We start from the raw sequence: 25,633 nt of genomic DNA on the forward strand, positions 1-25,633 counted from the left end.
CCGTTGTGCTGTGAGGAAGGTGCGAAGGTCTGCGGGCTGAAGCGGGATGGGGGGCGGGGGACAGGGGTCAGCCGGCCATCCCGTCCCCTTCCGCCTCCGCGAGCGCGGCCTGCTCCAGTTCGGCGAGGATCTTCTCCTCGACGATCTCGGAGAGCTGGGCCACGGTCGGCGCGACCATGACGTCGCGCGGGGAGAGGTCGAGGCCGAAGGCGACCTTCATCCGGAGCACCGTCTGGATGCTGAGCAGGGAGTCGCCGCCCAGGTCGAAGAAGTTGTCGTGCACGCCGACCCGTTCGACGCCCAGGATGTCCGCCCACAGCGTGGCCACGGCCTCTTCGGTCGGCGTGCCCGGCGCGGTGTAGTCGGTGGTGTCGGCGGTGCTGTCGAGGCGGGGGAGGGCGTTGCGGTCGAGTTTGCCGTTGGGGGTCAGGGGGAGGGCGTCGAGGAGGAGGACGCCGGAGGGGACCATGTATTCGGGGACGGCGGTGGCGGTGTGGGCGCGCAGCGCCGCCGGGTCCACTACGGCGCCCTCCTCGGGCACGGCGTAGCCGACCAGGCGCTTGCGGCCGTCGGACTCTTCCTGGACGGTGACGGTGGCCTGGTCGACCGCGGGGTGGGAGAGCAGGGCGGATTCGATGTCGCCGAGTTCGATGCGGTAGCCGCGGATTTTGACTTGGTCGTCGGTGCGGCCGAGGAATTCCAGGCCGCCGTGGGTGCGCCAGCGGGCGAGGTCGCCGGTGCGGTACATGCGTTCGCCGGGGGCGCCGTAGGGGTCGGCGGTGAAGCGTTCGGCGGTCAGGGCGGGGCGGTTGACGTAGCCGCGGGCCAGTCCGGTGCCGGCGACGTAGAGTTCGCCGGCGACGCCGGTGGGGACGGGTCGTAGGGCTTCGTCGAGGACGTAGACGCGGTGGTTGTCGCGGGCCCAGCCGACGGAGACGGGTCCGTCGGCGATGGTGTCGCCGGGTTCGACGCGGAATTCCATGCAGCCGACGGTGGCTTCGGTGGGTCCGTATTCGTTGATGACGGTCACGTCGGGGTGTGCGGTGCGCCACTGCTCAAGGACTTCGCCGAGCAACTGCTCGCCACCGACGACCAGTTGGCCGGTGGGCAGCAGATCCTGACGGGTTGCCCCCAGCAGCGCCAGATGCGAGGGGGTCACCTTCAGCAGCGAGCACTGCTCACCGGTCGGCGCCTGGGGATCGTCCAGCCCGCTGATGCGGACCTGGCCGCCGCTGATGAGGGGGACGTACAGGGCGGTGACGGTGAGGTCGAAGGTGACCGGCGAGTGCAGCACGGCGGCGCCCGTGCCGCCGGGGTAGGCGTCGGCCGCCCATGCCACGTAGTCCACGAAGGAACGGTGTTCGATGACCACGCCCTTGGGGCGGCCGGTGGAGCCGGAGGTGTAGATCACGTACGCGGGGTGTGCGGGCGAGAGCGGGGCGACCCGCTCGGTGTCGGCCACCTGTCCGTCGGGCAGCTCGGCGCCCAGCCCCGTCGCGCCCGCCCCGTCGATCTGTACGAGGGCAGGGCCGTCGGCGGGCAGCTTCTGCCGTGCCGTGGCGTCCACCAGCACCAGGTCGGGGGCGGCGTCCTGGAGGACGTAGGCGATGCGCTCGGCGGGGTGCTCGGGGTCGACCGGTACGTAGGCGGCGCCTGCCTTGAGTACGCCGAGCAGGGAGACGACCAGGTCGACCGAGGGGGCGGCCGCCACCGCGACCAGGCTCTCCGGGCCCACGCCCCGGCCGATCAGCGCCCGCGCCACCCGGCTGGAGCGCGCCGCCAACTCGCCGTACGTCAGGGCCTCTTGGCCGTGAGAAAGGGCAGTGGCGTCCGGGCTCTGTGCCGCTCGCGCCTCGAAGAGCTCGACGACCGACCCGGCCGTCACCTCACGCGAGGCACCCGTGCCCTCGGTCAGCCGTTCCTGCCGCTCGTCCGCCGACACCCACGCCAGCTCCCGGACCGGCGCCTGGGGGGTTGTCACCACGCTCTGCAGCAGGGTCCGCAGCTGGCCCGAGAGTCGCTCCACCGTCTCGTGGCGCAGCAGCTCGGGGTCGTAGGCGAAGCTGAACGTCAGCCGGTCACCGGGGTAGACGGTGATGGCCAGCGGGTAGTTGGTGGTCTCCACGTCGGCGTGCAGATCGCGCATCCGCAGCCCGTGCCGGGCGCCGACGCTGTCGTCGATCGGGTAGTTCTCGAAGACGATGACGCTGTCGAAGGCCCGGCTGCCGTTGGGCACCTCGCTGAGGGACTGGACCCGGGCGAGCGGGAGGTGCTCGTACTGCCGCGACTGGGCCTGTCGCGCCTGCAGCTGGGTCAGCCAGTCCAGGAGGTGGGCCGAGTCCTCGATGTGGGCGCGCACCGGCAGGGTGTTGATGAAGATGCCGTGGATGGCCTCCGAGCCCGGCAGGTCGGCCGGGCGGCCGGAGGTGGTGGCGCCGAAGCAGATGTCGCGCTCGCCGCTGGAGCGGGACAGCAGCAGCGCCCAGGCGCCCTGCACGAGGGTGTTGACCGTGAGCCGGTGCTCGCGGGCCAGCGCGGCCAGGCCGGCGCTGAGCTCCGCGGGCAGCTGGAGCCCCAGCCGGGCCGAGGAGCGGGCCTGGTGCGCCGCGGTGGCCTGCCGGTCGTACGGGAGCGGGGTGGGCGAGGAGAACCCGGCCAGGGCCTGGGACCAGAACCGCTCGGCGGCCTCGGTGTCCTGCCCGGCGAGCCAGGCGACATGGTCGCGGAACGCCGGGCGGTAGGGCAGCGCGGAGCCGTCGCCGCCCGCGGCGAGCGCGCCGTAGCAGGTGAACACGTCGCCCAGGACCTGGAAGGCGCTCCAGCCGTCCAGCAGCAGGTGGTGGAAGGTCCACAGCACCTGCACGGCGTCGCCCGGCAGTTGGGCCAGGGTGATACGCATCAGCGGAGCGCGGTAGATGTCGAGCCCCTCGGCGCGGTCCTGACGGAACAGCTGTGCCAGCGCCGCCTCGCGCCCGCCGTCCTGCGCGCCCGTGCCGCGCCAGTCGAGGTGGGTGACCGGCAGCCGCACCGCGCGGTGCACGGCCTGCAGCGGCTCGGCCAGCCCCTCGCGCACCACCGCGGTGCGCAGGACGGGGGTGCGGTCCACGACCTGCTGCCAGGCGCGGCCCAGCAGGTGCGGGTCGGCGACGCCGTCCAGCACGAACGAGATCTGCTCCAGGTAGAGCGCTTCGTCCGGCTCGGCCATGCTGTGGAAGAGCATGCCGGACTGCATGGGCGTGAGCGGGTAGAGGTCCTCGATGGTGCGGCCGTCGCCCACCAGCCGGTCCACGGCGCCCTGGTCGAGGCGGGCCAGCGGGAAGTCGCTGGGCGTGGCGCCGCCGGCGGCCGGGTCGGCGCAGTGCCCGATCAGGTCGCGCAGCGCCTCCACGGTGTCCCGCGCCAGTGCCTCGATCGTGCCGCGCTCATGGACGTTGGCGGAGTAGTACCAGGTCAGCTCCAGGCGGCCGTGCTCGACGCGGCCGACCGCGTCCAGCAGGTGCGCCCGCGGCCCCTCGCCGCTCTCGGTGAGCTGGACGCCCGCGCCGCCCGGCCGGAACAGGGAGCCGTCGGCGGTGTCGGTGTCGAACCGGCCCAGGTAGTTGAAGCTCAGCTCGGCGGGGCTCGCCGCGCCCTGCCCGGCCCGCCGCCCACCGCGCAGATAGCGCAGCGCACCGTGGCCCAGCCCACGGCCCGGTACGGCGCGCAGCTGCTCCTTGACGGACTTGACCACCGCCGCCCAGCCGGCGTCCGCCGGGACGGTCAGCGCGACCGGGTAGAGGCTGGTGAACCAGCCGACGGTACGGGTGAGGTCGACGCCGTCGAAGAGGTCCTCGCGGCCGTGGCCCTCCAGGTCGATGACGGTGCGCTCCCGGCCCGTCCAGCGGGCGAGCGCCCGGCCGTAGGCGCTGAGCAGGATGTCGTCGACGCGGGTGCGGTAGACCGGCGGCACGTGCTGGAGCAGCGCCTGGGTCTCCTGCTCCGACAGGTGTACGGAGACGGTCCGGGTGGACGCGACGGTGTTGGGCCCGGCGCCGTCGGTGGGCACCGCGCCGTCCTGGGCGGCGGCCGCCTCGACCGCGTCCCAGTGCGGCGCCTCGGCGTCGAAGCCGCCGTTCGCGGTGTGCTCGTGCAGGCGGTGCGCCCAGGCGCGGAACGGCGTGGTGCGCGGGCCGAGGTCCACGGCCCGGCCCGAAGCCGCCTGCCGGTAGGCGGTGTTGAGGTCCTCCAGCAGGATGCGCCAGGACACCCCGTCCACGATCAGGTGGTGGGCGGTGAGCACCAGCTGGGCGCCGCGGTCCGGGCCCCGCTCGAAGAGGGCGGCGGCGAAGGTCTCGCCGTCCTCGATGCGGTGCCGCGCCGCCGGGCCGTGCGGCCAGTCGCGCACGGCGGCCTCCTGGTCCGCCTCGGTGTGCCCCGAGAGGTCGACGGTGTGCAGCGGATGGGCCCCGGCGCCGGCGCCGAGGAACTCCTGGCTCCAACTGCCGTTTGCCGCGGGCCGGTAGCGGGCCCGCAGCGCCTGGTGCCGGTCGGGCAGTGCGGCCACGGCGGCGGCCAGCGCCGCCCGGTCGCAGTCCGGGTCGAGGTCGAGGACGACGTACTGGTCGAAGTGGTCCCGGGACTGCGGGTGGGTGGCGAAGAACCAGTGCTGGATGGGGGTGAGCGGGGCCTCGCCGGTGGCCGGCAGCGCCGTGCCGCCCGCCGCCGCGCCGCCGGTCCCGTCCCCGTCCGTAGCGGCCACCGCGGCCAGCGACGCCACGGTCTGGCGCAGGAACACGTCCTTGGAGGTCAGCCGCAGACCCGCCCGGCGGGACCGGGAGACGACCTGCATGCTCAGGATCGAATCGCCGCCCAGGTCGAAGAAGTTGTCCTGGGCCCCGACCTTGTCGATGCCCAGCACCTCGCTCCAGACGCGGGCCAGCGCCTCCTCGACGGGGCCGCGCGGGGCGACATAGCCCTCGCCCGGACCCGCGGCCGACTCCGCGGGGGCCGGCAGCGCCCGGCGGTCCAGCTTGCCCGCCAGGGTGAGAGGGAGCCGGTCCATGGCGACGAAGGCGGTGGGCACCATGTGGTCGGGCAGCGTACGGCCCAGGAAGGCACGCAGCTCGCCGGAGGAGGGCACCTCGCGGCCCGCCCTGGCCACCACATAGCCCACCAGCTGCTGGGGGCCGTTCTCGCGCCGGAACGCGGTGACCGCGGCCTCGGCCAGGCCGGGGTGGGCCAGCAGCGCGGCCCGTACCTCGCCGGGCTCCACGCGAAAGCCCCGGACCTTGACCTGGTCGTCCATCCGCCCCAGGAACTCCAGCTCCCCGGAGGGCAGCAGCCGCGCCCGGTCGCCGGTGCGGTACAGCCGCTCGGCCGGGTCGAAGGGCGCGGTCACGAAGCGCTCGGCGGTCAGCTCCGGCTGGTTGAGATAGCCCAGGGCCAGCCCGTCACCGGCGATGCACAGCTCGCCGGGGATCCCCGGCGCCACCGGCGCCAGCCGCTCGTCGAGCAGGTGGATGCGGGTGTGGGCCAGCGGCCTGCCGATCGGGACGGAGGGGCGCCGGGTGTCCCGCTCGGTCATCGGGTGGGTCGCGGCGAAGACCATGCTCTCCACGGGGCCGTAGCCGTTGACCAGCCGCAGGCCGGGGAACTCCGCGAGGGCGCGGCCGACATGGGCGGCGGAGGCGGCCTCACCGCCGGTGATCACCTGACGCAGCGAGGCGAGGACGGAGGGGTACTCGTCCACGATCACGTTGAAGAGGCTGGCCGAGAGCCACAGCGTGGTGACGCCGTGCGCGGCGACCAGCTCGGCGACGACCTCGGGGTCGGGGGTGGAGCCGGGGTGCAGCACACAGGTGCCGCCGTGCAGCAGGGCGCCCCACAGCTCCAGCGAGAAGGCGTCCCAGGACATGGGGGCGGCCTGCAGCCAGGTGTGGTCGGGCCCGTAGTCCACGAAGTCCTGTCCGAAGAAGACGCGGACGGCGGCGCGGTGCGGGGAGACGACGCCCTTGGGGCGGCCGGTGGAGCCGGAGGTGAACATCACGCACGCCACGTCGCCGGGCCCGGAGGTGACCGGCAGATCGGTGGCCTCCAGCGCGTCCAAGCGGGCCCGCTGCGCGTCCGGCACCACCACCGGGACGGCCCCGGCCCCGGCCAGGCGGCCGCTCAGCGAGCCGTCGGTGACCAGCGCCACCGGGGCGGCGTCGGCGACGAGTTCGGCCAGCCGCTGGTCCGGGAACGCCGGGTCCAGCAGCACGTACCCCGCCCCGGTCTTCAGTGCCGCAAGCAGCGCGGTGATCAGCTCAGGGCCGCGCTCCAGGAAGATCCCCAGCAGGGTGCCGCGGCCGGCGCCCAGGGAGACCAGGTGCCGGGCGAGCCGGTTGGCATCCGCGTTCAACTGCCCGTACGACACCCGCCGTTCGCCGAATACGAGCGCGGTGGCCTCGGGCGTACGGGCCGCCTGCGCCTGGAACAGCTCGTGCAGCGTACGGTCGGCCGGGTACGGCACCGGGTCGGCCCCGGCGGGCCGGGTGAGCCGGGCCGCCTCGGCCGCGCCGAGCAGCGGCAGCTCGCCCAGCGGACGGTCGGGCCCCTCGGCGATGCCCGCCAGCAGGGCGCCCAGGTGCGCGCCCAGGCGTTCGACGGTGGCGGCGTCGAACAGCTCGGTGCTGTACTCCAGGACGCAGGTCAGCGCCCCGCCCTTCGGGGAGAACTCCACGAACAGGTCGAACCGCGAGAAGTGGCGCGGCAGTTCGTACTCGGACATCCGCAGGCCGCCCGCCCGCGGCAGCTCGGCGAGCCCCTGCTGGAGCGCGACGACGACCTGGACCAGCGGGTTGCGGCTGAGGTCGCGCTCGGGCGCCACGGCCTCCACGACGCGGTCGAAGGGCACCTCCTCGGCCGCGAAGGCGTCCAGCACCGTGGCCTTCACCTCGTCCAGGAAGTCGGGGAAGGCGCGGTGGGGGTCGGCCTGGGCGCGCAGCACCAGGGTGTTGACGAAGAAGCCGATCAGCCGCTCCAGTTCGGGGCGGCCGCGGCCGGCCGAGGCGGTGCCGACGGCGACGTCGGACTGTCCGCTGTAGCGGGCGAGGAGCACCTGCACCGCCGCGGTCAGCGTCATGAAGAGCGTGGCGCCACGCCGGCGGCCCAGCTCGCGCAGCGCCTCGACGACGGGGGCGGGAATCTCGAAGCGGTGTGCCGCGCCCGCGGTGGAGCGCACCGCGGAGCGGGGGCGGTCGGTGGGCAGCTCCAGCGGCGTCAGATCGTCCAACTGCCGCTTCCAGTAGGCGAGCTGGCCGTCGAAGTCCGCCCCGGAAAGCCGCTCGCGCTGCCAGTGGGAGAAGTCGGCGTACCGCGTGGGCAGGGCCGGCAGGGTGGCCGCGCCGACGGCCCCGCCGTCACATCCGGCCGCGTACAGCTCGGCGAACTCCTCGGCCAGCACCCGCATCGACCAGCCGTCGGTGACCATGTGGTGCAGGTTCAGGACGAGCAGGTGCTCCTGACGCGCCCGCTCGATCAGCAGGACCCGCAGCGGCGGGCCCTGGCGCAGGTCGAAGGGGAGCCCGGCGTCCTCGCGCAGCAGCCGCGCCACCTCGGTGTCCCGTTCCCCCTCGGCGGTCTCGGCCAGGGACACGGAGCGCAGCGGGAGTTCCACCGTGTCGTGGACGGTCTGGACACCCACCCCGTCGACCGCGTCGAAGGTGGTGCGCAGCGACGCGTGGCGCGCCACGAGCGCGGTGAGCGCGGCGCGCAGCGCGGCGGGGTCGAGCGGGCCGGTCAGCCGCAGCGCCAGGGGGGTGTTGTACTCCACGGCGCCGTTCTCGAACTCGTAGAGGAACCACAGGCGTTGCTGGGCGTACGAGAGCGGAAGGGCGGTGGTGCGGGGCGCGGCCGGGATGGGTGCCACGGCCCGCGCGCCGTCCGCGGTGTCCGCGGCGGGGCCGGTCAGGGACGCGGCGAGAGCGGCGACGGTGGGGGTGTCGAACAGGGCGCGCGGCGGCACCGGGACGCCCAGCGCGGCCCGGAGCCGGGAGTGCACCCGGAAGGCGGCGATCGAGTCACCGCCCAGGTCGAAGAAGTCGTCCTCGGCGCCGACCCGTTCCACGCCCAGCACCTCGGCCCAGATGTCCGCGACGGCCCTCTCGGCGGGGGTGCGCGGGGCCACGTGTTCCGCGCTAGCCAGCGCGTTCCAGTCGGGGGCGGGCAGGGCCTGCCTGTCGAGCTTGCCCGCGGGGGTCAGCGGGAGCCGGTCCAGGGGGACGAAGGCCGCGGGCACCATGTGCGCGGGCAGCGCACGGCCCAGGAAGTCCCGCAGCTCGGCGGCGTGCGGCGCGCCGTGACCCGGCGCGGCCACCACGTACGCCACCAGCTGCCGGGGGCCGAAGCCGCGCCGAGGCGCGGTGACGGCGGCGCCGCCGACCGCGGGGTGGGCCAGCAGCGCGGCCCGTACCTCGCCGGGCTCCACGCGAAAGCCCCGGATCTTGACCTGGTCGTCGATCCGGCCCAGGAACTCCAGCGCGCCCGAGGGCAGTTCGCGGACCTGGTCACCGGTGCGGTACAGCCGCTCGGACGGGTCGAGGGGGTCGGCGACGAACCGCTCGGCGGTCAGCTCGGGCCGGTTGAGGTAGCCCAGGGCCAGCCCTGCGCCGCCCAGCCACAGTTCGCCGGGCTCGCCCGGCGCCACCGGCGCCAGCCGCTCGTCCAGCACCCGCAGCCGGGTGTGGGCCAGCGCGCGGCCGATGGGCACCGTCGTTGTGCCGCTGGGGTCCAGGTCGGCCTCGGTGACCCGGTGGCAGGTGGCGAAGATCATGCTCTCCACCGGTCCGTACGCGTGGACCAGGTGCAGGCCCGGCCGGGTGCGCAGGGCGGTGGCCAGGTGGGCGGGCGAGACGGCCTCGCCGCCGGTCAGCACCTCGCGGACGGCCGCGACGAGCGCCGGGTACTCGTCGACGACGACGTTGAACAGGCTCGTCGACAAAAAGAGCGTGGTGATGCCGTGCTCGGCCACCAGCTCCGCGATGGTCTGCGGGTCGGGGGCGGAGCCGGGGTGCAGCACACAGGTGCCGCCGTGCAGCAGGGCGCCCCACAGCTCGAAGGAGAAGGCGTCCCAGGACATGGGCGCCGCCTGGAGCCACACCTGGTCCGGCCCATAGGCGAGGAAGTCCTGGTCGCAGTAGACGCGGACGGCGGCGCGGTGCGGGGAGACGACGCCCTTGGGGCGGCCGGTGGAGCCGGAGGTGAACATCACGCACGCCACGTCCGAGGGCCCGGCCGTGGCGGGCAGGTCGCGGCCGTCCAGGGTTTCCAGGTGCGCCCGCTGCGCGTCCAGCGCGATCACCGGGACGCCGGTGGCGGCCAGCCGCCCCCGGAGGCCGGTGTCGCTCACCACGAACGGAGCCGAGGCGTCGGTCACCATCTCCGCCAGCCGCCGGTCCGGGAACGCCGGGTCCAACAGCACATATCCCGCACCGGACTTGAGCACTGCCAGCAGCGCGGTGATCAGCTCGGGGCCGCGCTCCAGGCAGACCGCGACCAGCACGCCGGGCCGGGCGCCCCGGTCGGCGAGGTGGCGGGCCAGGCGGTTGGCGTCGGCGTTCAGCTCCGCGTACGAGACCCGCCGCTGACCGAGGACGAGGGCCGTGGCGCCCGGAGACAGCGCCGCACGCTCCTGGAAGATCTCGTGCAGGCAGGCCGTCAGTCTCGGGGTTGCGGTACCGGGTTGCATGTTCGTTCTCCAGGTTCGGTGCGGAGCCACATCGCCCGGTGGCGACGGGGAGTGGCCCCAGGTCAACGTGCGCATGCCGCGCCACGGGCTCGGCCGGTGGGGCCCGTGGAACGCGGTGGTCTGGTGCGGGGCGGGCTCGGGGCGGGCGGCGCTGCCCGTCTCTCCGGTGGCGCCGCCCGCGCGACTAACGGCGCTGTGCGCGGCGCCCGGTGACCTGGATCTGGTCGACGGCGCCGGTGCCGGGGTGCCGCAGGAAGCGGCCGAGGTAGACCATGCCGCTGCCGGACAGCTCGCGCAGGGTGAAGGCCAGCCCCTCGTGGACGGTGATCCGGGCGAACGGCTCGCCGTCCAGGTCCAGGGTGAGCTCGCCGCTGCTGTCCCGCGCGACCAGGTAGGAGGTCTCGCCGTTGACGTAGTGGCCCAGGCACTCGTCGGGCGCGGCGATGGGCCGCAGCGGCTCGCGGAAGGTGGAGTAGGAGTAGTCGGCGACGTCCAGGCCGCCCGCGCGCAGCTCGGCGACCAGCGCCTCCCACATCGCCATGCCGGTGTTGGCGTTGGTGGTCAGCGCGAGGACGGTGCCGCCGGCGGGGTCGATGCGCAGATGGCAGGAGGTGCCGTCGGCGGTGCCGTCGTGGCCGGCCCACTGGGTGCCGTCGGCCGCCCGGTACAGGGACAGGCCCAGGCCCCACCCGTCGGCCAGGCCGAAGGGCTCGGCCCCGGCCACCGCCCGGCGCATCGGCGCCAGTGCCGCGGGCTCGATCAGGCCCGGCACCCCCTGGGCGTCGTCGGTGTGCAGCAGGCCGAACTCCAGCAGGTCCTCGGCGCTCAGGGCGAGCGCCCCGCAGGGCGCCTCCACGTCCGGGAGGGTCTGCCGTACGGGCAGCGCCCGGCCCTGGTCGGGCTGTGCCGCGTGCCCGGGCGCGTACGAACGGGCCGAGCGGCCGGCGATATAGGCGGGTTCGATGCCCAGCGGGCGCAGCAGTACGGTCTCCAGCGCCTCCTGCCACTCCATGCGGGCGGCCCGCTCGGCGAGCAGGCCGACAAGGGTGTAGCCGACGTTGGAGTAGGAGAAGGACGACGAGGCAGCGGAACCAGCGGCACTGGCGGCCGGGCCGAGCGTGCCGATGGGCACCATGCGGGCGCAGTCGGCGAGATAGCCGCGCCGCCCGGCGCCGCCCGCCGCCAGCTCCTCGGAGTCCCGCCCCGGCGGCAGTCCGCTGCCGTGGCACAGCAGCTGGCGCAGGGTCTGCTGCGAGCCGAACGTGGCGCCCGGGGCGCGCAGCTCGGTGAGGACGTCGGCCAGCGGCTCGTCCAGGTCGAGGTCACCGTCGTCGACCAGCACCATGGCCAGCGCGGCGGTGAACGCCTTGGTGATGGACCCCACGGGGAACTTGGTGCCGGCGGACACCGCGACGCCCTGCCCGAAGCGCTCCTCGCCGAACGCCCAGGACAGCCGCTCGCCCTGGTGGCGGATCGCGAACTGCCCGCCCGGCACACCGTATTGGCGCGCGAGGGCGGACAGGCGCCCGGGCAGGTGTTCCACGTTCATAAAGTCCCCCAGCAGGCTCGGTCGGGCGAGCACACCTTCGCCCCGGCCGGGTCCGGCGCGCCACCTTTGTAAGCTGACGCGAAATGAATCAGCTCACGGGGGCCGCGCGGCCCGGGGGCCGTGGGCTCGGGGGACCGGGGGACTACTCGTCGCGCAGATAGGCCAGCACGGCCAGCACCCGGCGGTTGCCCGCCTCGGGGGAGAGGTCGAGCTTGGCGAAGATGTTGCCGATGTGCTTGGCCACGGCGCCCTCGCTGATCCGCAGCTCGTCGCAGACCATCGCGTTCGAATAGCCCTGTGCCATCAGCGCGAGGACCTCGTGTTCTCGGGCGGTCAGCAGCTCGGACCGCTGCCGGTGCCCGCGCTCGGTGAGCAAGTGCTCGACTACTTGGGGATCTATCACCATGTCTCCTGCTGCGACACGCTCGACAGCTCGGGCGAACTCACCTACCTCGCCGATCCGGTCCTTGAGCAGATAGCCCAGGCCGGCCCGGCTCTGGTGGTGCGCTGTGCGTTGGGGGGTGAACAGGTCGGTGGCATAGGCGTTGGCCACGTACTGGGAGAGCACCAGGACCGCCAGCGTCGGGTCGGCCTTGCGCAGCTGCATCGTGGCGCGCAGCCCGTCGTCCCCGTCCCCCGGCGGCATCCTCACGTCGGTGATGACGATGTCCGGCGCGCACTCCTCGACGGCGGTGATCAGCGTGTCCGCGTCGCCCACGGCACGGACCACCTCGTGGCCGAACTTGGTCAGCAGCTCGACGATTCCGCCGCGGACGAGGGCGGAGTCTTCGGCTAGGACGATGCGCAGGGGACGTGCTGGCACGGGATCTCCAGGCTGAGGGCGGTGGGACCGCCGGGCGGGCTAGAAAGTCTCAGTCTTCCATCCACCACCGCGACCCGGTCGGCCAAGCCTTCCAGGCCGCCGCCGCGGGAGAGTTCGGCACCGCCGTCGCCGTCGTCGGTGACGGTGACGGTCAACTGGCCCGCCGCCAGGCGTCCGTGGACGGCGGCGGCACTGGCGTTGGCGTGCTTGACCACGTTGGTCAGCGCCTCGCTGGCGAAGAAGTACGCGGTCGCCTCGATCTGGGAGGGCAGCCGGCCCGGCAGGTCCACGTCCACCGTCACCGGCACCTGGCTGCGCACCGCGACCTCGGAGACGGCCGCGGCCACCCCGCGGTCGGTCAGCACCCGCGGGTGGATGCCGCGGATCAGGTCGCGCAGTTCGTCCAGGGCGCCCTTGGCGTCGCGCCGGGCGCGGGCCACCAGCGCCACGCCCTCGTCCAGGGACGGGTCAACTCCCTTGCCGCAGCGGGACAGTTCCAGCTCGGCCAGGCCCAGCGTCATCACCAGCGCGACCAGGTGCTGCTGGGCCCCGTCGTGCAGATCCCGCTCGATGCGGCGGCGTTCGGCCTCGAAGGCATCCGCCATCCGCGCCCGGGAGCGGGTCAGTTCGACGACCTGGTCGCCCTCCCCCTCGCGCGGGCTGAGCATCAGCCGGGCGAAGCGGGCCTGGGCCACGGCCGCCGCCGAGAGGGCGTAGGCCGCCGGGAGCAGCCCGAGCAGGCCCAGCGCGGTGAGCACCAGCGCCTCGGTCTGGCCCGAGGAGAACAGGACGTAGACCGGGGCGAGGAGACAGACGGCCAGCGCGCCGGCCATGCCGATGAGCGCGACGTCCACCAGGGATATCAGCACGGTGAAGACCACCGCGTAACTGAACTCGCGCCAGGTCGCGGGCTCCCGCAGCCGGGTGGTCAGCCACGGCCAGGCGCCGGGCTGCTCGACGGGCTGGTGCGGGCTGGCCGGGCGCCGGTGCTCCGGCCCCTCCAGCAGCCGCAGCCGGCGGCGCTCCAGCGCGGCCAGCGGAATGCCCAGCAGCACCGATCCGGCCAGCACGGCCAGCCCGATCCCGGCGACGGACAGCAGGACCCCGCCGGCCACCAGGGTCCCGAGGACCACGAGGACGGCCAGGCCGAGCACGGCCGAGGACAGGACGTAGGCGGCCGAGCGCCACGGCAGCGGGGAGGCGAGAAAGCGCAGGGGGCTGCGCCCCAGGTCCCGCCAGGAAGGGGAGTAACTGCTGGTCACCGCCCCCACACTAGGCGGCCCGGCAGCCGGCGCCGGCGCCGCGGGCAGCGGTGCGGCCGGTACGGGGAGCGGTGCGGCCGGTACGGGCAGCGGTGCGGCGGCGGCCGGCGGGGCGCCGGCGGCGGGTAACGCGGCGGGCAGGGGCCGGGCCCGGGGCGGCTGCGCGGGGGATGCAGTGCCCGGGCCCGGCCGGTCTTGCGGGGTGCCCGGCCGGTGTGCGGCCGGGCGGGTGGTGCGGGTGGCCATCAGACACCCGCGGGCATGGCCGGTTCGGCCGGTCCGGAGCCCGGGGCGGCGGCCTTGACCGGCCGTCCGCTGCCCGTGGCGCGCAGCTGGTGCAGGGTGGGCGCCACGGTGGCGAGCAGCGCGACCACCAGGCATCCGGCGAGCACCGAGCCCATCTCCAGCCAGGGCACCGGGAACTGCGCGCCCTCACCGGACGCGCTCAGCGCCTTGGCCATGCCGAGCATCGTGACGCCGTCGGCCACCACGCCCAGCACTCCGCCCACGACCACCACGGTCAGGGTCTCCCAGACGACGGTGCGCAGGATCTGGCCGCGGGTCGCGCCGATCTTCCGCATCAGGGCGATGCCCTCGGCCCGTTCCCCGGCCGCCATCACCAGGGTGTTGGCGATGGCGATCCCGGTGTAGAGCATCGCCATGCCCAGCAGCACCAGGACCAGGATCTGCCCCTCCTGCTGCGCGGCGGCGGCGCGCCGGTCCAGCCAGTCCTCGCGGGTGTGCGGGGCCGCGCCGTACTTCTCGGCCGTCTTTCCCACCGCCGCGGTCACCGCCGCGGCGTCGGCCCCGGGGTCCAGCGACAGATACACCGCGGAACTCATCGTTGCGGGGGCGTACTTGGCCAGGAGGTCCTGCGGCATCACGACCGCGGGCAGGCCCGCCGTGGAGGAGAGCTGGGCGACGACCTTGACCTTGATCCGGGTGGCGTCGGCGAGGTAGACCTCGACCTCCTTGCCGACCTTCCAGCCGAGCTGGCCGGCCACCAGGCGGGACACCGCAACGGAGTGGCCGCGCAGGTCCTTCAGGGAGCCCTTGGCGGCGTCCAGCTTGAAGGCGTCGGAGAGCCGGCCGGGGTCCACCGAGCCGATCCCGCTGGCCATCACGTAACTGGAGCCCACCAGCCAGCCGCTGGTCTCGGTGACCGGGGAGAGGGAGCGCACACCGGGGACGGCGGACAGCTCCCGCACCGCGGCCGTGGGCAGCCCGCCGGGCCCGGCCGCCACCACGGCGTCCGCGGCCAGGTGGGCCCGGTCGTCGGCGATCGTGGTGGCCGAACTGGCGTTGGTGATCCCGATGATGGAGCCGGCCACGGCGACCGTCACCATGATGGGCGCGGCGGCCGACGCGGTGCGGCGCACCGCGGAGCGGGCGTTCTCCCCGGCGACCATGCCGGTGACGGAGGTGAGCGCGGACAGCGGGAGCGTGGCCAGCCGCACCAGCGGCGGCACCAGCAGCGGCGCGAACGCCACCATCGCCACGACCAGGATCTCGGTCAGCACCAGGGAGATCACCACCGCGCCGTCGCTGCCCGCCTGCGGCAGCATCACCAGCAGCAGCAGCGCCACGGCCAGGAAGAGGGAGCCGACGATCCAGCGGCCGGTCGTCATCACCCGCGTCTCCAGCGCGGCGTCCCGCATCGTCTCCGCGGGGCGGACCTTGGCGGCCCGCCGGGAGGCGGCGAAGACGCCCAGCAGCGCCACGGCCAGGCCCACCACGAAGCTGATCACCAGGATCGGGGCGGAGACCGGCACGGTGAAGTCGGCGGGGGCCATGCCGAAGTGCGTCAGCACCGAGCCGAGCAGCCGGCCGCCGAAGACGCCCAGGACGCAGCCGGCCGCGGAGGCGACCGCGCCCAGCGCCGCGGACTCGGCCATGATCATGCGCCGTACCTGCTGCGGAGTGGCGCCCACCGTACGCAACAGGGCCAGCTCACGGCGGCGTTGGGCGATCGCGAAGGCGAAGGTGCCCGAGACCACGAAGACCGAGACGAAACCGGCGATCACCGCCATGACGGCGAGCAGCGTGGCCACATCGCCCAGCGCGGCGGCCCGCGAGGCGGCGGTCAGGTCCCCGCCCTTGGCCGCGCCGGTGCCGACCTTCAGACCGGTGCCCGGCAGGGCGGCCTTCACCTGCTCGGCGAGGGCGGCGGCGGAGACGCCGGGCCCGGCCATCACGGCGACGGCGTCGGCCCGCCGGGGGTCGGGGGACAGGCGCTCGGCACTCGCGTCGGAGAAGAAGACCGTGGCCTCGCCGGGCACCCCCTCGCCCTGCGGGGGCGCGGCGATGCCCGAGACCCGCATCGGGCGGCGGCCGTCGGGGGTCACCACCGCGACCTTGCCGCCCACCTGGGCACCGGCCCGCTCGGCGACGGCGGCCGAGAGCACGACCTCGTCGTCGGCGGCCGGGGCCTTGCCCCGGGTGAGCGTGAAGGGCGTGAGCTGTGCGCTGGACCAGCCGTGGGCCACCGGCCGGCCGGGAGCGCCGCCGTCCTGGTCCGCGGCGCGGCCGTCGGCGACGACCTGCGCGGGCAGCGAGCGGTCGACGACGACGCGGGCCGCGCCCGCGACACCGCGCAGCGCGTCGGCCGTCTTCGCGGCGTCGTCGATGCGGTGCGGGTCACTGGCGGTCTGGCGCTGGTCGTACGCGCCGTCGCCGACGCCGAAGTCCACCTTGAACGACTGGGGGGCGCGCACCACGACGGCCGCCGCGTCATAGCGCCCGGGCCGATCGCCGCGGCCGGTGTCACGGGTGGCGTCCAGGACCTGCCCGGTGCTGGCGATCAGCGCGACGCCGAGCGCCAGCGCGACGAAGGTGCCGGTGAACAGCGACCACCGCGCGCGCAGCGTCTGCAGAGCAATGGAAAGCATGGATCAACCGCCCAGCCGGCTCATGTACTCGGTGACCGCGGCGACCGTCGGCGCCGGCAGTTCGGCCCGTACCGCGCCGTCGGAGAGGAAGAGCACCCGGTCCGCCCAGGACGCGGCGACCGGGTCGTGGGTGACCATCACCACGGTCTGGCCCGACTGGTCCACGACGTTGCGCAGCAGCCCCAGCACCTCGCGTCCGGTGTTGGTGTCCAGCGCGCCGGTCGGCTCGTCGGCGAAGAGCACATCGGGGCGGCTGATGAGCGCCCGGGCGATGGCCACCCGCTGCTGCTGACCGCCGGACATCTCCGAGGGGCGGTGGTTGCCCCGGTCGCCCAGCCCCACCTGCTGGAGGGCCGCGTCCACTTCGGCGCGCGAGGGCCGCCGGCCCGCCAGCCGCATCGGCAGCGCCACGTTCTTGCGCGCGGTCAGCGACGGCATGAGGTTGAAGGACTGGAAGACGAACCCGATGCGCTCGCGGCGCAGCTTGGTCAGATCGGCCTCGGACAGCGCGCTGATGTCCGTGCCGCCGATGAACACCCGCCCGGACGTGGGGCGGTCGAGGCCGGCGGCGCACTGCAGGAGGGTGCTCTTGCCCGAGCCCGAGGGGCCCATCACGGCGGTGAACGAGCCGCGGGCGAAGGAGCAGTCGACGCCGCGCAGGGCCGGCACCTGGCTGTCGCCGCGCCCGTAGAGCTTGGCGACACCGCTGAGCGTGACGGCCTGCTCGACGCCGGTCGCGGCCCCGAATCCGGTGCCGTAACCGGCCCCGGCTCCCATGACGGACACGTTTCCTCCCGATACCGACTGCGGTGTGCCCCGCGGGCCGTCCAGCACGGCTCCGCGGAGTGATCATTAGTCAACCTGGCGCGGCCGCGCCGCGCACGGGCGCTGTGTGCCGTCTTTGCGGTGGAGAAAACTCCACCTGCCGCTGAAATGGCGTGAGATCTCCGCCCGGGGCGGGTCATTTCGCGTCAGCTTACAAAGGTGGCGCCCGTGCGGCGCTCGGTACGACAGTGACCCCTGGCCGCGACGGCCGTCGGGGGAAGCACGCCTCGCGGCAGCGGCCGGCACGCCTCGTGAACTATTCGCGCACCTTCATCACAGGACGGGGGCCACGGCCAACGTGACCGAGGAAACAATCGAGTTCAAGAAGTCCGCGGAGCTCTTCAACTCCACCATCGCCACCTGGGCGGTCAGCGCCGCCTGGGACATCGGGATCTTCCAGGCCCTGGCCGAGGCCGACACCCTCGACATCCTGTCCTACGCGAAGGCCGAGGGCCTGCACGAGCAGTCGCTGCGCGCGGTGCTGCGGGCGCTGAGCTACGCCGAGGCCGTGGAGCTGACCGAGGGCGGCGAACAGGCCGTACGGGGCGGCAACTTCGCGGAGTTCGCCCGCAGCAAGGGCCTGTTCCAGTGGCTCACCAAGGGCTACGGCTCGCTCTTCCAGCGCCTGGGCGAGGTCAGCTTCGAGGCCAACCGCACCGGCGACTTCATCCAGCGCGACTCCGCGGCCATCAGCGTGGCCTGCCGTGACGTCAACGACGTGTTCATGGACGGGGCGTTCTTCGCCGCGCTGGACGAGCTGGACTACTCCGTCGCCGCCGACCTGGGCTGCGGCAGCGGCGAGCGGCTGGTGCAGCTGGCCCGCCGCGACCCGTCGGTCAAGTGCGTGGGCATCGACATCGCCGCGGGCGCCATCGAGGTCGGCTCCAAGGCCGTCGCCGAGGCGGGCCTGGGCCACCGCATCCAGCTCATCCAGGGCGACGCCCGCAAGCTGAGCAGCTACCCGGAGTTCAAGGACGTCGAGCTGATGACGTCCTACCTGATGGGCCACGACTTCTGGCCGCGGCAGAACTGCGTGGACCTGCTGCGCAGCATCCGCACCGAGCTGCCCCACCTGAAGTACTTCCTGCTCGCCGACACCCACCGCGACACCACCCACGAGGTCGGCGAACTCCCGCTGTTCACGCTGGGGTTCGAGACCGCGCACGCCGTGATGGGCCAGTACATACCCAGCCACGCCGAGTGGGAGTCGGTCTTCGAGGAGGCCGGCTGGAAGTGCACCGCGCAGCACGTCTACACCACGCCCGCCAGCACCGTCATCTTCCGCCTGGAGCCCGCCGCGTGAGCACGCCGGACACGGCTGCCGCGGCGGCCCGCACCCTGCACCAACTGGCCCTGAACGAGACGCCGTACCCGCCGCTGGCCCCGGTGCGCGAGGCCATGGCCCACTCGCTGGACACGGTCAACCGCTACCCCCAGTTCTACGCGGACGACCTCACGGCCCGGATCGCCCAGTGGCGCTCGGTGCCCGCCGAGTCGGTGCTCGTGGGCAGCGGATCGGTCGGGGTGGCCCTCCAGGCGCTCCAGGCCCACATCCGTGAGCCCGGCGACCAAGTCCTGTACGCCTGGCGGGCGTTCGACGCCTACCCGCTGATCGCGGACATGGCCGGTGCCGAGCGGGTGGAGGTGCCGCTGACCGCGGACGGGGAGCAGGACCTGCCGCGGATGGCGGCGGCGGTGACCGACCGCACCCGCGTGGTGATCCTGTGCAACCCGCACAACCCCACCGGCACCGTCTTCGGCCGTCAGGCCCTGGAGACCTTCCTGGACGCGCTGCCCGAGGGCGTCCTGGTGATGCTGGACGAGGCGTACACCGAGTTCGCCCGCGGGGCCGGCCTGCCCGACGGGATCGACCTGGTGCGCGAGGGCCGGCCCGTGCTGGTGCTGCGCACCTTCTCCAAGGCGTACGGGCTGGCCGGGCTGCGCGTCGGCTACGGCATCGCGGCCCCCGGGATCGCGGCCCGGGTGCGCACGAAGGCGGTGCCCTACAGCATCGGCGACCTGGCACTCGTCGCGGTCGGCGCGTCCATCGACGCCGAGGCGGAGCTGGATCTGCGGATCGCCGAGATCGCCGCCGAGCGCGTGCGCGTACAGACCGAGCTGCGCCGGATGGGCTGGCGCGTCCACGACAGCAGTGCCAACTTCGTCTGGCTCGACGAGCCGGAGCGGGCCGAGGAGTTCACCCGCTCCTGCGCCGAGCACGGGGTCCAGGCGCGCTGCTACCCCGGCGAGGGCGTACGGCTGACGATCGGCACCGCCGAGGCCAACGACGCGGTGCTCGCCGCGGTGGCCCGGCCGGTGCCCGTCGGCTGACGCGCCGCCCCGGCACCGACAACACCGACGAGCGCCCGAGCGCGCCCGAGCGCGCCCGAGACAAACCCGAGAGAAAGCAGAACCAGACCATGGCCAACCCGTTCGAGGATGCGGACGGCACCTACCTCGTCCTGGTCAACGACGAGGGCCAGCACTCCCTGTGGCCGGAGTTCATCGACGTCCCGCAGGGCTGGACGGCCGTGCACGGCAAGGACAGCCGTCAGGCGTGCCTGGACTACATCAACGCCAACTGGACCGATATGCGTCCGCGGAGCCTGGCCCGGCAGATGGCGTCCTAGACCCCGCCGCACCCCACCGTCACATCGTCTTTCGCTGGAGTGGAGAAAAAGAGTGCACAAGCTGGTGCTGACCGCCGAGGAGCGGGAGGGCATCGACCGTCTCGTCGATCAGGCGCTGACCACCTCCGGGGACTGGGACCCCATGGCGGACGTGGAGCGCGCCGCCGCCCTGGCCCCGTCCCTTCCGGTGCGGCTGCGGGAGTTCCTGGCCCGGGCCCGCGCCGAGGAGTCGGACGTGACGGTGGTCTCGAACCTGCCCATCGACCCGGACCTGGTCCCGACCCCCACCGGCTGGGACATCGCGGCCAAGGAGGGCGCGGGCCGGCGCGAGGAGCTCACGCTCCTGCTGTGCGGCACCGCGCTGGGCGACCCGTTCGGCTGGGCGACCCAGCAGGACGGCCGCATCGTGCACGACGTGTGCCCGGCGCCGGGCATGGAGCGCTCGCTCACCAGCGCCAGCAGCGCCAAGACGCTCTCGCTGCACACCGAGGACGTCTTCCACCCGTGCCGCGCCGACTATGTGTCACTGCTGTGCCTGCGCAACCCCGACGCGGTGGGGACCACGGTCACCCGTATCGCCTCCCTGGATCTCCCGGAGGAATTGCGGGCCGCGCTCGCCGAACCCGCGTTCCGCTTTTATCCGGACGACTCGCACACGGCCGACGGTGAGGCGGGCACGACAGGGCCGGCACTCTTCGGTCCGGAGCGTGCGCCGTACTTCCGTTTCGATGTGGACTTCATGTCGGGTGAGCACGAAAAAGCGGAACGAGCCATTACGGATACTCAGGAAATCCTCAGCCAAGCGGCCGGAGAGGTAGTCCTGAAACCGGGTGACGCGGTATTCGTCGACAATTACCAGGTGGTCCACGGACGCGCCGCATTCGCCGCCCGCTATGACGGCAAGGACCGCTGGCTCAAGCGCCTGAATCTCACCCGTGATATTCGCCGGCTCTATGCGAACAGCGGCTCGCGCGCACGCATCATCGCCGCCTGACACCCATGGTCGCCGCCGCACCGCGCACCGCCGCCGCCCGGCGTGCGCGGTGCGGCCGGCGACCCCTGAGGGCCGCCGGCCACACCCGGCACCACCGGCCGTCGCGGGCCGGGTCAGCGCATCCCGGTGATGAGCAGCCCGGGCATCGTGGCCCGGTCCATCGCCGTCTCCGCCTCCGCCCCCTTGGAGCGCAGCAGCGCCCGGCCCAGGGGAGTCAGCGCGTGCCGCGCGGTGTTGCGGTCGCGCCGGGTGGTGATCAGCCCCGCCCCGCGCAGCACCGCGGTGTGCTGGCTGGCACCGGGCGAGGAGATGCCCAGCCGCTGGGCCAGTTCACCCGTGGTGCAGCTGTCGACCAGGGCCTCCAGCGCACTGGCCCGGGTGCTGCCCACCAGCGCGGCCAGGGCCTGCCCGTCCTCCTCCTCGGCCTCCCACAGCGCCTCGGCCGAGGCCGCGTCGGGCGCCGCCGAGAACAGCAGCGTGGGCTGCCCCTGGGCCCCGGTCATGTCCAGCAGATAGCCCGGACGCTGGGGCAGGAAGAGGGACGGCACCAGCAGCAGCCCGCGGCCGTCCAGCCGTACGTCGATGTCCCGGTCGTGCGGCAGCTCCAGCACCGGCGTCTCCCAGCGCCCGCCGCCCTGGAGGTTGGACAGCAGGTGTTCCACCCCGCCCAGGGCCATCAGCCGCTCCAGCGCGGTCTGTTCACCGCGCAGATGGTCGCGGACCTTGTTCCAGTACGGAGCCACCGCGACCCGCCAGAACTCCAGCAGCGTGGCGGTCAGCTGCTCGGCGGTGACACCGAGCAGCGGCAGCGCGGCCTTGGCCTGCACGACCCGCCCCCGGAACAGCGGCAGCAGCCGGTCCGGGGAAGGGAAGAACTGCGGCAGCTGCTTGAGGACGTGCACCCGCTGGCCCAGCTTCTTCCAGGTCCTCAGCCGCCACTCGGCCAGTGCGGGGTGCCGCGGCCTGTCCAGCGACTTCAGTGCGTAGAACGTTTCGACGTGTGGCCCTAACCCGGTGCCGACCCGCAGGCGGAGAAGGTCGTCGATCGTGAAATGGATGCGCTGCGACGGGACACGACTTTCGTTGTTCATGGCACTCTGTCTCTGCGTTCCGGCGCCGGCTCCAGGAATCCGAGATCCGTCTGCTTCCATGAAGCGAGCGCGCAGGGGATGTTAACCGGGAGGTCTCCCTGCATGCGCATTGTGTGCGCGGGCATGCGTAAACGCCTGACCATGGAGCCCCCCGTTTTTGATCTTGACGCTCTTGCACATTAACGGAAATTCGGGGGTAGTGCTACCTCTACCTAATGAAAAAACGCGTCAAGCGGATTGGGGTGTGAAACGGGTCATTCAGCCGCACACGCCGGGTACGCGAACGGGTACGCAAAGGCGAATGCCCGGCCCGCCGGACGGGGCCACGGAGACCCGTCGGAAGCGCCCTGGTCCCGCAGCAGCGCTCCGGCCCGTCAGACCGGGCGCTCCGGCAGCTGGATCACGGGGAAGCTGCCGGTGTCGGTCGGGGCGTTCTCCGGCAGCCACAGCACCGAGACCGCGCCCGTGGAGCCATCGGTGAGCTCATCGGCGTTGCGGAAGGTCAGCCGGGCGCCCAGGACGCGCGCCTGGCCCGCCGCGATGGTCAGCCCCAGGCCGTGCCCGCGCCCCGCGCGGTCGCTGCTGCCGGTACGGAAGCGGCTCGGCCCCTCCCGCAGCAGCGCCTCGGGAAAGCCGGTGCCGTGGTCGCGCACCCGCACCACCCGGCCCTCGACGGTGACCTCGATGGGCGGCCTGCCGTGCCGGGCGGCGTTGGCGATGAGGTTGCCCAGGATGCGCTCCAGGCGCCGCGGGTCGGTGCTGACCTCGGCGTCCCGTACGACCTCGACCTTGATGTCCGGGTTGAGCGCGCGCACCCGGCGCACCACGAACTCGCCCAGCGCCACGTCCTGCAGCTCGGCGCGCTCGGCGTAGCCGTCCAGCCGCGCGACCTCCAGGACGTCCTCGACGAGGGTGCGCATCGCCTGCGCCCGGTCGCGTACCAGCTCCGAGGGGCGGCCGGGCGGCAGCAGTTCGGCGGCGGTCAGCAGCCCGGTGACCGGGGTGCGCAGCTCGTGGGCGATGTCGGCGGTGACCCGGCGCTCGGCCTCGATGCGCTTTTGCAGCGCGTCCGACATGGCGTCCACCGCCCAGGCCAGATCGTCGGTCTCGTCCTGTACGCGGCCGCCGACCTCGTCGCGGATACGGACCGAGGTGTCGCCGTCGGCCAGCTTGCCGGCCGCCGCCGCGGCCTTGCGCAGCCGCTTGGAGAGCCGGCCGCCGATCAGGACGCCCAGCGCGCAGCCGCCCACCACGACCGCGGCGGAGCCGACGATCAGCGCGTCGTCCAGGGCGTCCAGCACCTTGAAGCGGTCCGGGAAGCGGTCGTGGATGGACAGCACCCGGCCGTTGCTCAGGGGGGCTGCGGCCCACACCTCCGGCGCGGTCTGCCCGGTGTCCTGGAGGTAGGTGGCGCGCTGGTTCTTCTTCAGGACCTCGGCGCGCAGGTCCTTGGGCAGCGTCGGATCGTCGATCTTCGCGCCGAACTGGAGCCGGTTGGTGGACTCGTAGATCTTCTGCGTGAAGTTCAGCCGCTCGACCTGCACATCACGGCTGTTGTCGAGCATGGCGACGCGGGCGGCGTTGTGTACGACAAGGCTCAGCGCGATCGCCACCAGCGCTCCCACGAGCGCGATCGCCGCACTGAGTTTCCACCTCAGCCCCGTTCGCAGGGCGAGCCGCACCACCGCCGGTGTCAGCCTCTCAGCTTGTAACCGAAGCCACGGACCGTCTCGATACGGTCCTGGCCGATCTTGCCGCGCAGCCGCTGGACATGGACGTCCACGACCCGGGTGTCACCACCCCAGCCGTAGTCCCACACCCGCTCCAGAAGACGGTCGCGCGAGAGGACCGTACCCGGTGAGTTGGAGAACTCCAGCAGCAGCCGCATCTCGGTCGGGGTCAGCGCGACCGGCTCGCCGCCCTTGCGGACCTCCATGCCCTCGGTGTCCACCTCCAGGTCACCGAAGCGCAATATGGCCTCCGCCGGCTCCGCGGGCTTGTCCGCGCCGGAGCCGCCCGAGCCGTCCGGGCCGCTGGCGTGCCCGAAGCGGCGCAGCACCGCGCGGATGCGGGCCACCAGCACCGCGCCGTCGAAGGGCTTGGTGACGTAGTCGTCCGCACCGGCCTCCAGCCCCAGCACCACGTCGATGGAGTCGGCGCGCGCGGAGAGCATGATCACGGGGACGGTGGACTCGTCGCGGATGCGGCGGCACAGACTCACCCCGTCCAGGCCCGGCACCATCACGTCCAGCAGGGCGATATCGGGGCGGTCGGCACGGAAGGCCTCCAGCCCCGCCAGCCCGTCGGGCATGGCGGTGACCACGAAGCCGTCCCGCTCCAGGGCGAGCTGGGTGGCCTCGCGGATGACGTCGTCGTCCTCGACGAAGAGCACATGGGTGTCGGCCATGCGGTTGTCTCAACCCTCCGGTGCGGTCTCGGCGGGCTGCGGCCCGTCGACGGTGGTCTTGCTGTAGTCCGTGTGGTGGCGGGCGTACTCGATGAAACGGGTGTCCGCCCAGCGGTAGGTCATCACATCCTCGCCGGAAGGACAGCACACCTTGTCACCGGCGTCATAGGTCTGCTTGCTGATCTCCAGCTCGCCCTTGTTGACACCCGCGAACACCGACGGCTGTTCGTTGGTGAAGACATTCTCGTACCTCCCGCCGTGCTTGCGGTAGACGTACGCGCCGATGCCGACCGAGTCCGCGCAGGTCATGACGTTGACCACGACATCGGGGGCCTTCCCTCCGGTCAGCGACGCATACGTCACCTCGACCGGGTAGTCGTTGGCGGCACACGGCTTGGTGAGGGTCTTCTTCACATCGGCACCGGCCTTGGGGTCGCCCTTCACCAGCGCCACCGCGTCGACCTTCTCGTACGGGGGCGAGGCGGAGGCGGACGGCGAGGCCGGGGCGTGCACGGTGCCCTTGGACGCCTGAGCGGGGCCCGCGGAGCCCTCCGTACGCACGCCCTCGCCGCCCGGATTGCACCCGGCCAGCAAAAAGCCGACGGCGGCCACCCCCGCGGTGGCCGTGCCGGTCCTGATCAGGCCGCGGCGCTCGTCCTTCGCCGGCCCGTTCCTGGTCAAACCGCTCCTGCTCACAGTGCCTCTGACTCAGCCGATCCGCCGGTCCCGCCGCAGCGGCTCGCCCCGCCGGTCCCGCCTTCGATCCGTCCCGCAGGTCAGGCTGCGCACCGCTCCCGCTCCTGCTCGCCGCGCTCCAGCACGCGCGCGTCGATGTCGCGGTTCTCCAGCTCCTGGCGCAGCCGGGCCAGGGCCCGGTGCAGCGTGCTCTTGACCGTCCCGGTGGACATGCCCAGCGCCGCCGCGGTCTCCTCCGTGCTCATCTGCTCCCAGTGTCGCAGCACGACGACGCTGCGTTGCTTGGGAGCCAGAACTCCGAGAATGTCCATCAGCAGGGCGCGGTCGGCGCGCTGCTCGGTGCCGTCGTCCACGCTCGCGTCCGGGAGCTGCTCGGTGGGCACCTCCTCCAGCTTGCGCGCCCGCCACCACTCCGTCCGCGTGTTGATCATGACGCGGCGCAGGTAGGCGTCGGCCAGGGACTTGTCGGCTATGCCGTCCCAGCGCCCGTACGTGCGCACCAGCGCGGTCTGCAACAGGTCCTGCGCGTCGACCGGATCGGGCACCAGGCGCCGGGCACTTCGCAGCAGGGCCTCCTGCCGCGTGCGTACGTACTCCTCGAAGTCCAGTACCTTGCCGCCGCTGGTCGCCATTCCGACGCCTCCGATCCTCCGCTTGCGTTCCCCACGTTGCCGGTGCCGGTGGTCATCTCCAGCACGAGGAAGACGCTACGGAGGGGGTGTTGCGACGTAATGTGCGCTGGACCCACAGCGAGTGCACGGA

15 protein-coding genes are annotated in these 25,633 nt (G+C 73.3%); 4 read left to right on the forward strand and 11 right to left on the reverse strand.

Annotated elements, in window-relative coordinates:
- Positions 1-67 precede the first annotated feature (67 nt).
- The 6 genes from AC4IJH_RS29530 to AC4IJH_RS29555 all read right to left on the reverse strand — a co-directional run bounded on the left by AC4IJH_RS29530 (position 68) and on the right by AC4IJH_RS29555 (position 17,005).
- Positions 68-9,706: an amino acid adenylation domain-containing protein gene (locus tag AC4IJH_RS29530; RefSeq protein ID WP_490854961.1), complete on the reverse strand. Its 9,639-nt coding sequence runs from the start codon at positions 9,704-9,706 to the stop codon at positions 68-70.
- Between the two features lie 184 nt (positions 9,707-9,890).
- Positions 9,891-11,255, reverse strand: coding sequence for a serine hydrolase domain-containing protein (locus AC4IJH_RS29535; protein ID WP_490854962.1), 1,365 nt, complete (start codon positions 11,253-11,255; stop codon positions 9,891-9,893).
- 142 nt (positions 11,256-11,397) lie between these two features.
- The gene (locus AC4IJH_RS29540; protein WP_490854963.1) at positions 11,398-12,078 is read right to left on the reverse strand and encodes a response regulator; all 681 of its coding nucleotides are present in this window, start codon (positions 12,076-12,078) and stop codon (positions 11,398-11,400) included.
- Complete coding sequence (locus tag AC4IJH_RS29545; protein WP_490854964.1) at positions 12,048-13,340, reverse strand: sensor histidine kinase; 1,293 nt, start codon at positions 13,338-13,340, stop codon at positions 12,048-12,050. Before AC4IJH_RS29545 ends, AC4IJH_RS29540 begins: the two co-directional genes overlap by 31 nt.
- 245 nt (positions 13,341-13,585) lie before the next feature.
- Positions 13,586-16,228: an ABC transporter permease gene (locus tag AC4IJH_RS29550; protein WP_490854965.1), complete on the reverse strand. Its 2,643-nt coding sequence runs from the start codon at positions 16,226-16,228 to the stop codon at positions 13,586-13,588.
- A gap of 3 nt (positions 16,229-16,231) precedes the next feature.
- Positions 16,232-17,005, reverse strand: a complete 774-nt coding sequence (locus AC4IJH_RS29555) for an ABC transporter ATP-binding protein (protein WP_490854991.1) — start codon at positions 17,003-17,005, stop codon at positions 16,232-16,234.
- A gap of 346 nt (positions 17,006-17,351) precedes the next feature.
- On the opposite strand from AC4IJH_RS29555, the gene AC4IJH_RS29560 reads away from it, so the two are divergent.
- The 4 genes from AC4IJH_RS29560 to AC4IJH_RS29575 all read left to right on the forward strand — a co-directional run bounded on the left by AC4IJH_RS29560 (position 17,352) and on the right by AC4IJH_RS29575 (position 20,677).
- Complete coding sequence (locus tag AC4IJH_RS29560) at positions 17,352-18,356, forward strand: SAM-dependent methyltransferase (RefSeq protein WP_490854966.1); 1,005 nt, start codon at positions 17,352-17,354, stop codon at positions 18,354-18,356.
- Positions 18,353-19,384 carry a histidinol-phosphate transaminase gene (locus AC4IJH_RS29565; RefSeq protein WP_490854967.1) on the forward strand — a complete coding sequence of 344 codons (1,032 nt, stop codon included), beginning with the start codon at positions 18,353-18,355 and terminating at the stop codon, positions 19,382-19,384. Before AC4IJH_RS29560 ends, AC4IJH_RS29565 begins: the two co-directional genes overlap by 4 nt.
- An 89-nt stretch (positions 19,385-19,473) precedes the next feature.
- On the forward strand, positions 19,474-19,683 hold the full coding sequence (locus AC4IJH_RS29570; RefSeq protein ID WP_490854968.1) for an MbtH family protein: 210 nt from the start codon (positions 19,474-19,476) through the stop codon (positions 19,681-19,683).
- 52 nt (positions 19,684-19,735) lie between these two features.
- Positions 19,736-20,677, forward strand: coding sequence for a TauD/TfdA family dioxygenase (locus AC4IJH_RS29575; protein ID WP_490854969.1), 942 nt, complete (start codon positions 19,736-19,738; stop codon positions 20,675-20,677).
- A gap of 113 nt (positions 20,678-20,790) precedes the next feature.
- Here AC4IJH_RS29575 and AC4IJH_RS29580 read toward each other — a convergent pair whose 3' ends face one another.
- The 5 genes from AC4IJH_RS29580 to AC4IJH_RS29600 form a co-directional block, all read right to left on the reverse strand.
- Positions 20,791-21,768: an ArsR/SmtB family transcription factor gene (locus AC4IJH_RS29580; RefSeq protein WP_490854970.1), complete on the reverse strand. Its 978-nt coding sequence runs from the start codon at positions 21,766-21,768 to the stop codon at positions 20,791-20,793.
- A gap of 374 nt (positions 21,769-22,142) precedes the next feature.
- Positions 22,143-23,453: a two-component system sensor histidine kinase CseC gene (gene cseC, locus AC4IJH_RS29585; RefSeq protein ID WP_490854971.1), complete on the reverse strand. Its 1,311-nt coding sequence runs from the start codon at positions 23,451-23,453 to the stop codon at positions 22,143-22,145.
- Between the two features lie 8 nt (positions 23,454-23,461).
- Positions 23,462-24,175, reverse strand: a complete 714-nt coding sequence (cseB, locus tag AC4IJH_RS29590) for a two-component system response regulator CseB (RefSeq protein ID WP_490854972.1) — start codon at positions 24,173-24,175, stop codon at positions 23,462-23,464.
- 9 nt (positions 24,176-24,184) lie between these two features.
- A complete protein-coding gene (locus AC4IJH_RS29595; protein ID WP_490854992.1) occupies positions 24,185-24,817 on the reverse strand; it encodes a hypothetical protein in 633 nt (210 codons plus the stop codon).
- 134 nt (positions 24,818-24,951) lie between these two features.
- Positions 24,952-25,503, reverse strand: a complete 552-nt coding sequence (locus AC4IJH_RS29600) for a SigE family RNA polymerase sigma factor (RefSeq protein ID WP_136743912.1) — start codon at positions 25,501-25,503, stop codon at positions 24,952-24,954.
- Positions 25,504-25,633 lie beyond the last annotated feature (130 nt).

The sequence above is a fragment of the Streptomyces sp. UF-297 genome (assembly GCF_058245575.1).

Coding starts and splice junctions, on each gene's coding strand:
- AC4IJH_RS29530 (WP_490854961.1), bottom strand. CDS start 9,706: ATGCAACCCGGTACCGCAACCCCGAGACTGACGGCCTGCCTGCACGAG.
- AC4IJH_RS29535 (WP_490854962.1), bottom strand. CDS start 11,255: ATGAACGTGGAACACCTGCCCGGGCGCCTGTCCGCCCTCGCGCGCCAA.
- AC4IJH_RS29550 (WP_490854965.1), bottom strand. CDS start 16,228: ATGCTTTCCATTGCTCTGCAGACGCTGCGCGCGCGGTGGTCGCTGTTC.
- AC4IJH_RS29555 (WP_490854991.1), bottom strand. CDS start 17,005: ATGGGAGCCGGGGCCGGTTACGGCACCGGATTCGGGGCCGCGACCGGC.
- AC4IJH_RS29570 (WP_490854968.1), top strand. CDS start 19,474: ATGGCCAACCCGTTCGAGGATGCGGACGGCACCTACCTCGTCCTGGTC.
- AC4IJH_RS29580 (WP_490854970.1), bottom strand. CDS start 21,768: ATGAACAACGAAAGTCGTGTCCCGTCGCAGCGCATCCATTTCACGATC.
- cseB (WP_490854972.1), bottom strand. CDS start 24,175: ATGGCCGACACCCATGTGCTCTTCGTCGAGGACGACGACGTCATCCGC.
- AC4IJH_RS29600 (WP_136743912.1), bottom strand. CDS start 25,503: ATGGCGACCAGCGGCGGCAAGGTACTGGACTTCGAGGAGTACGTACGC.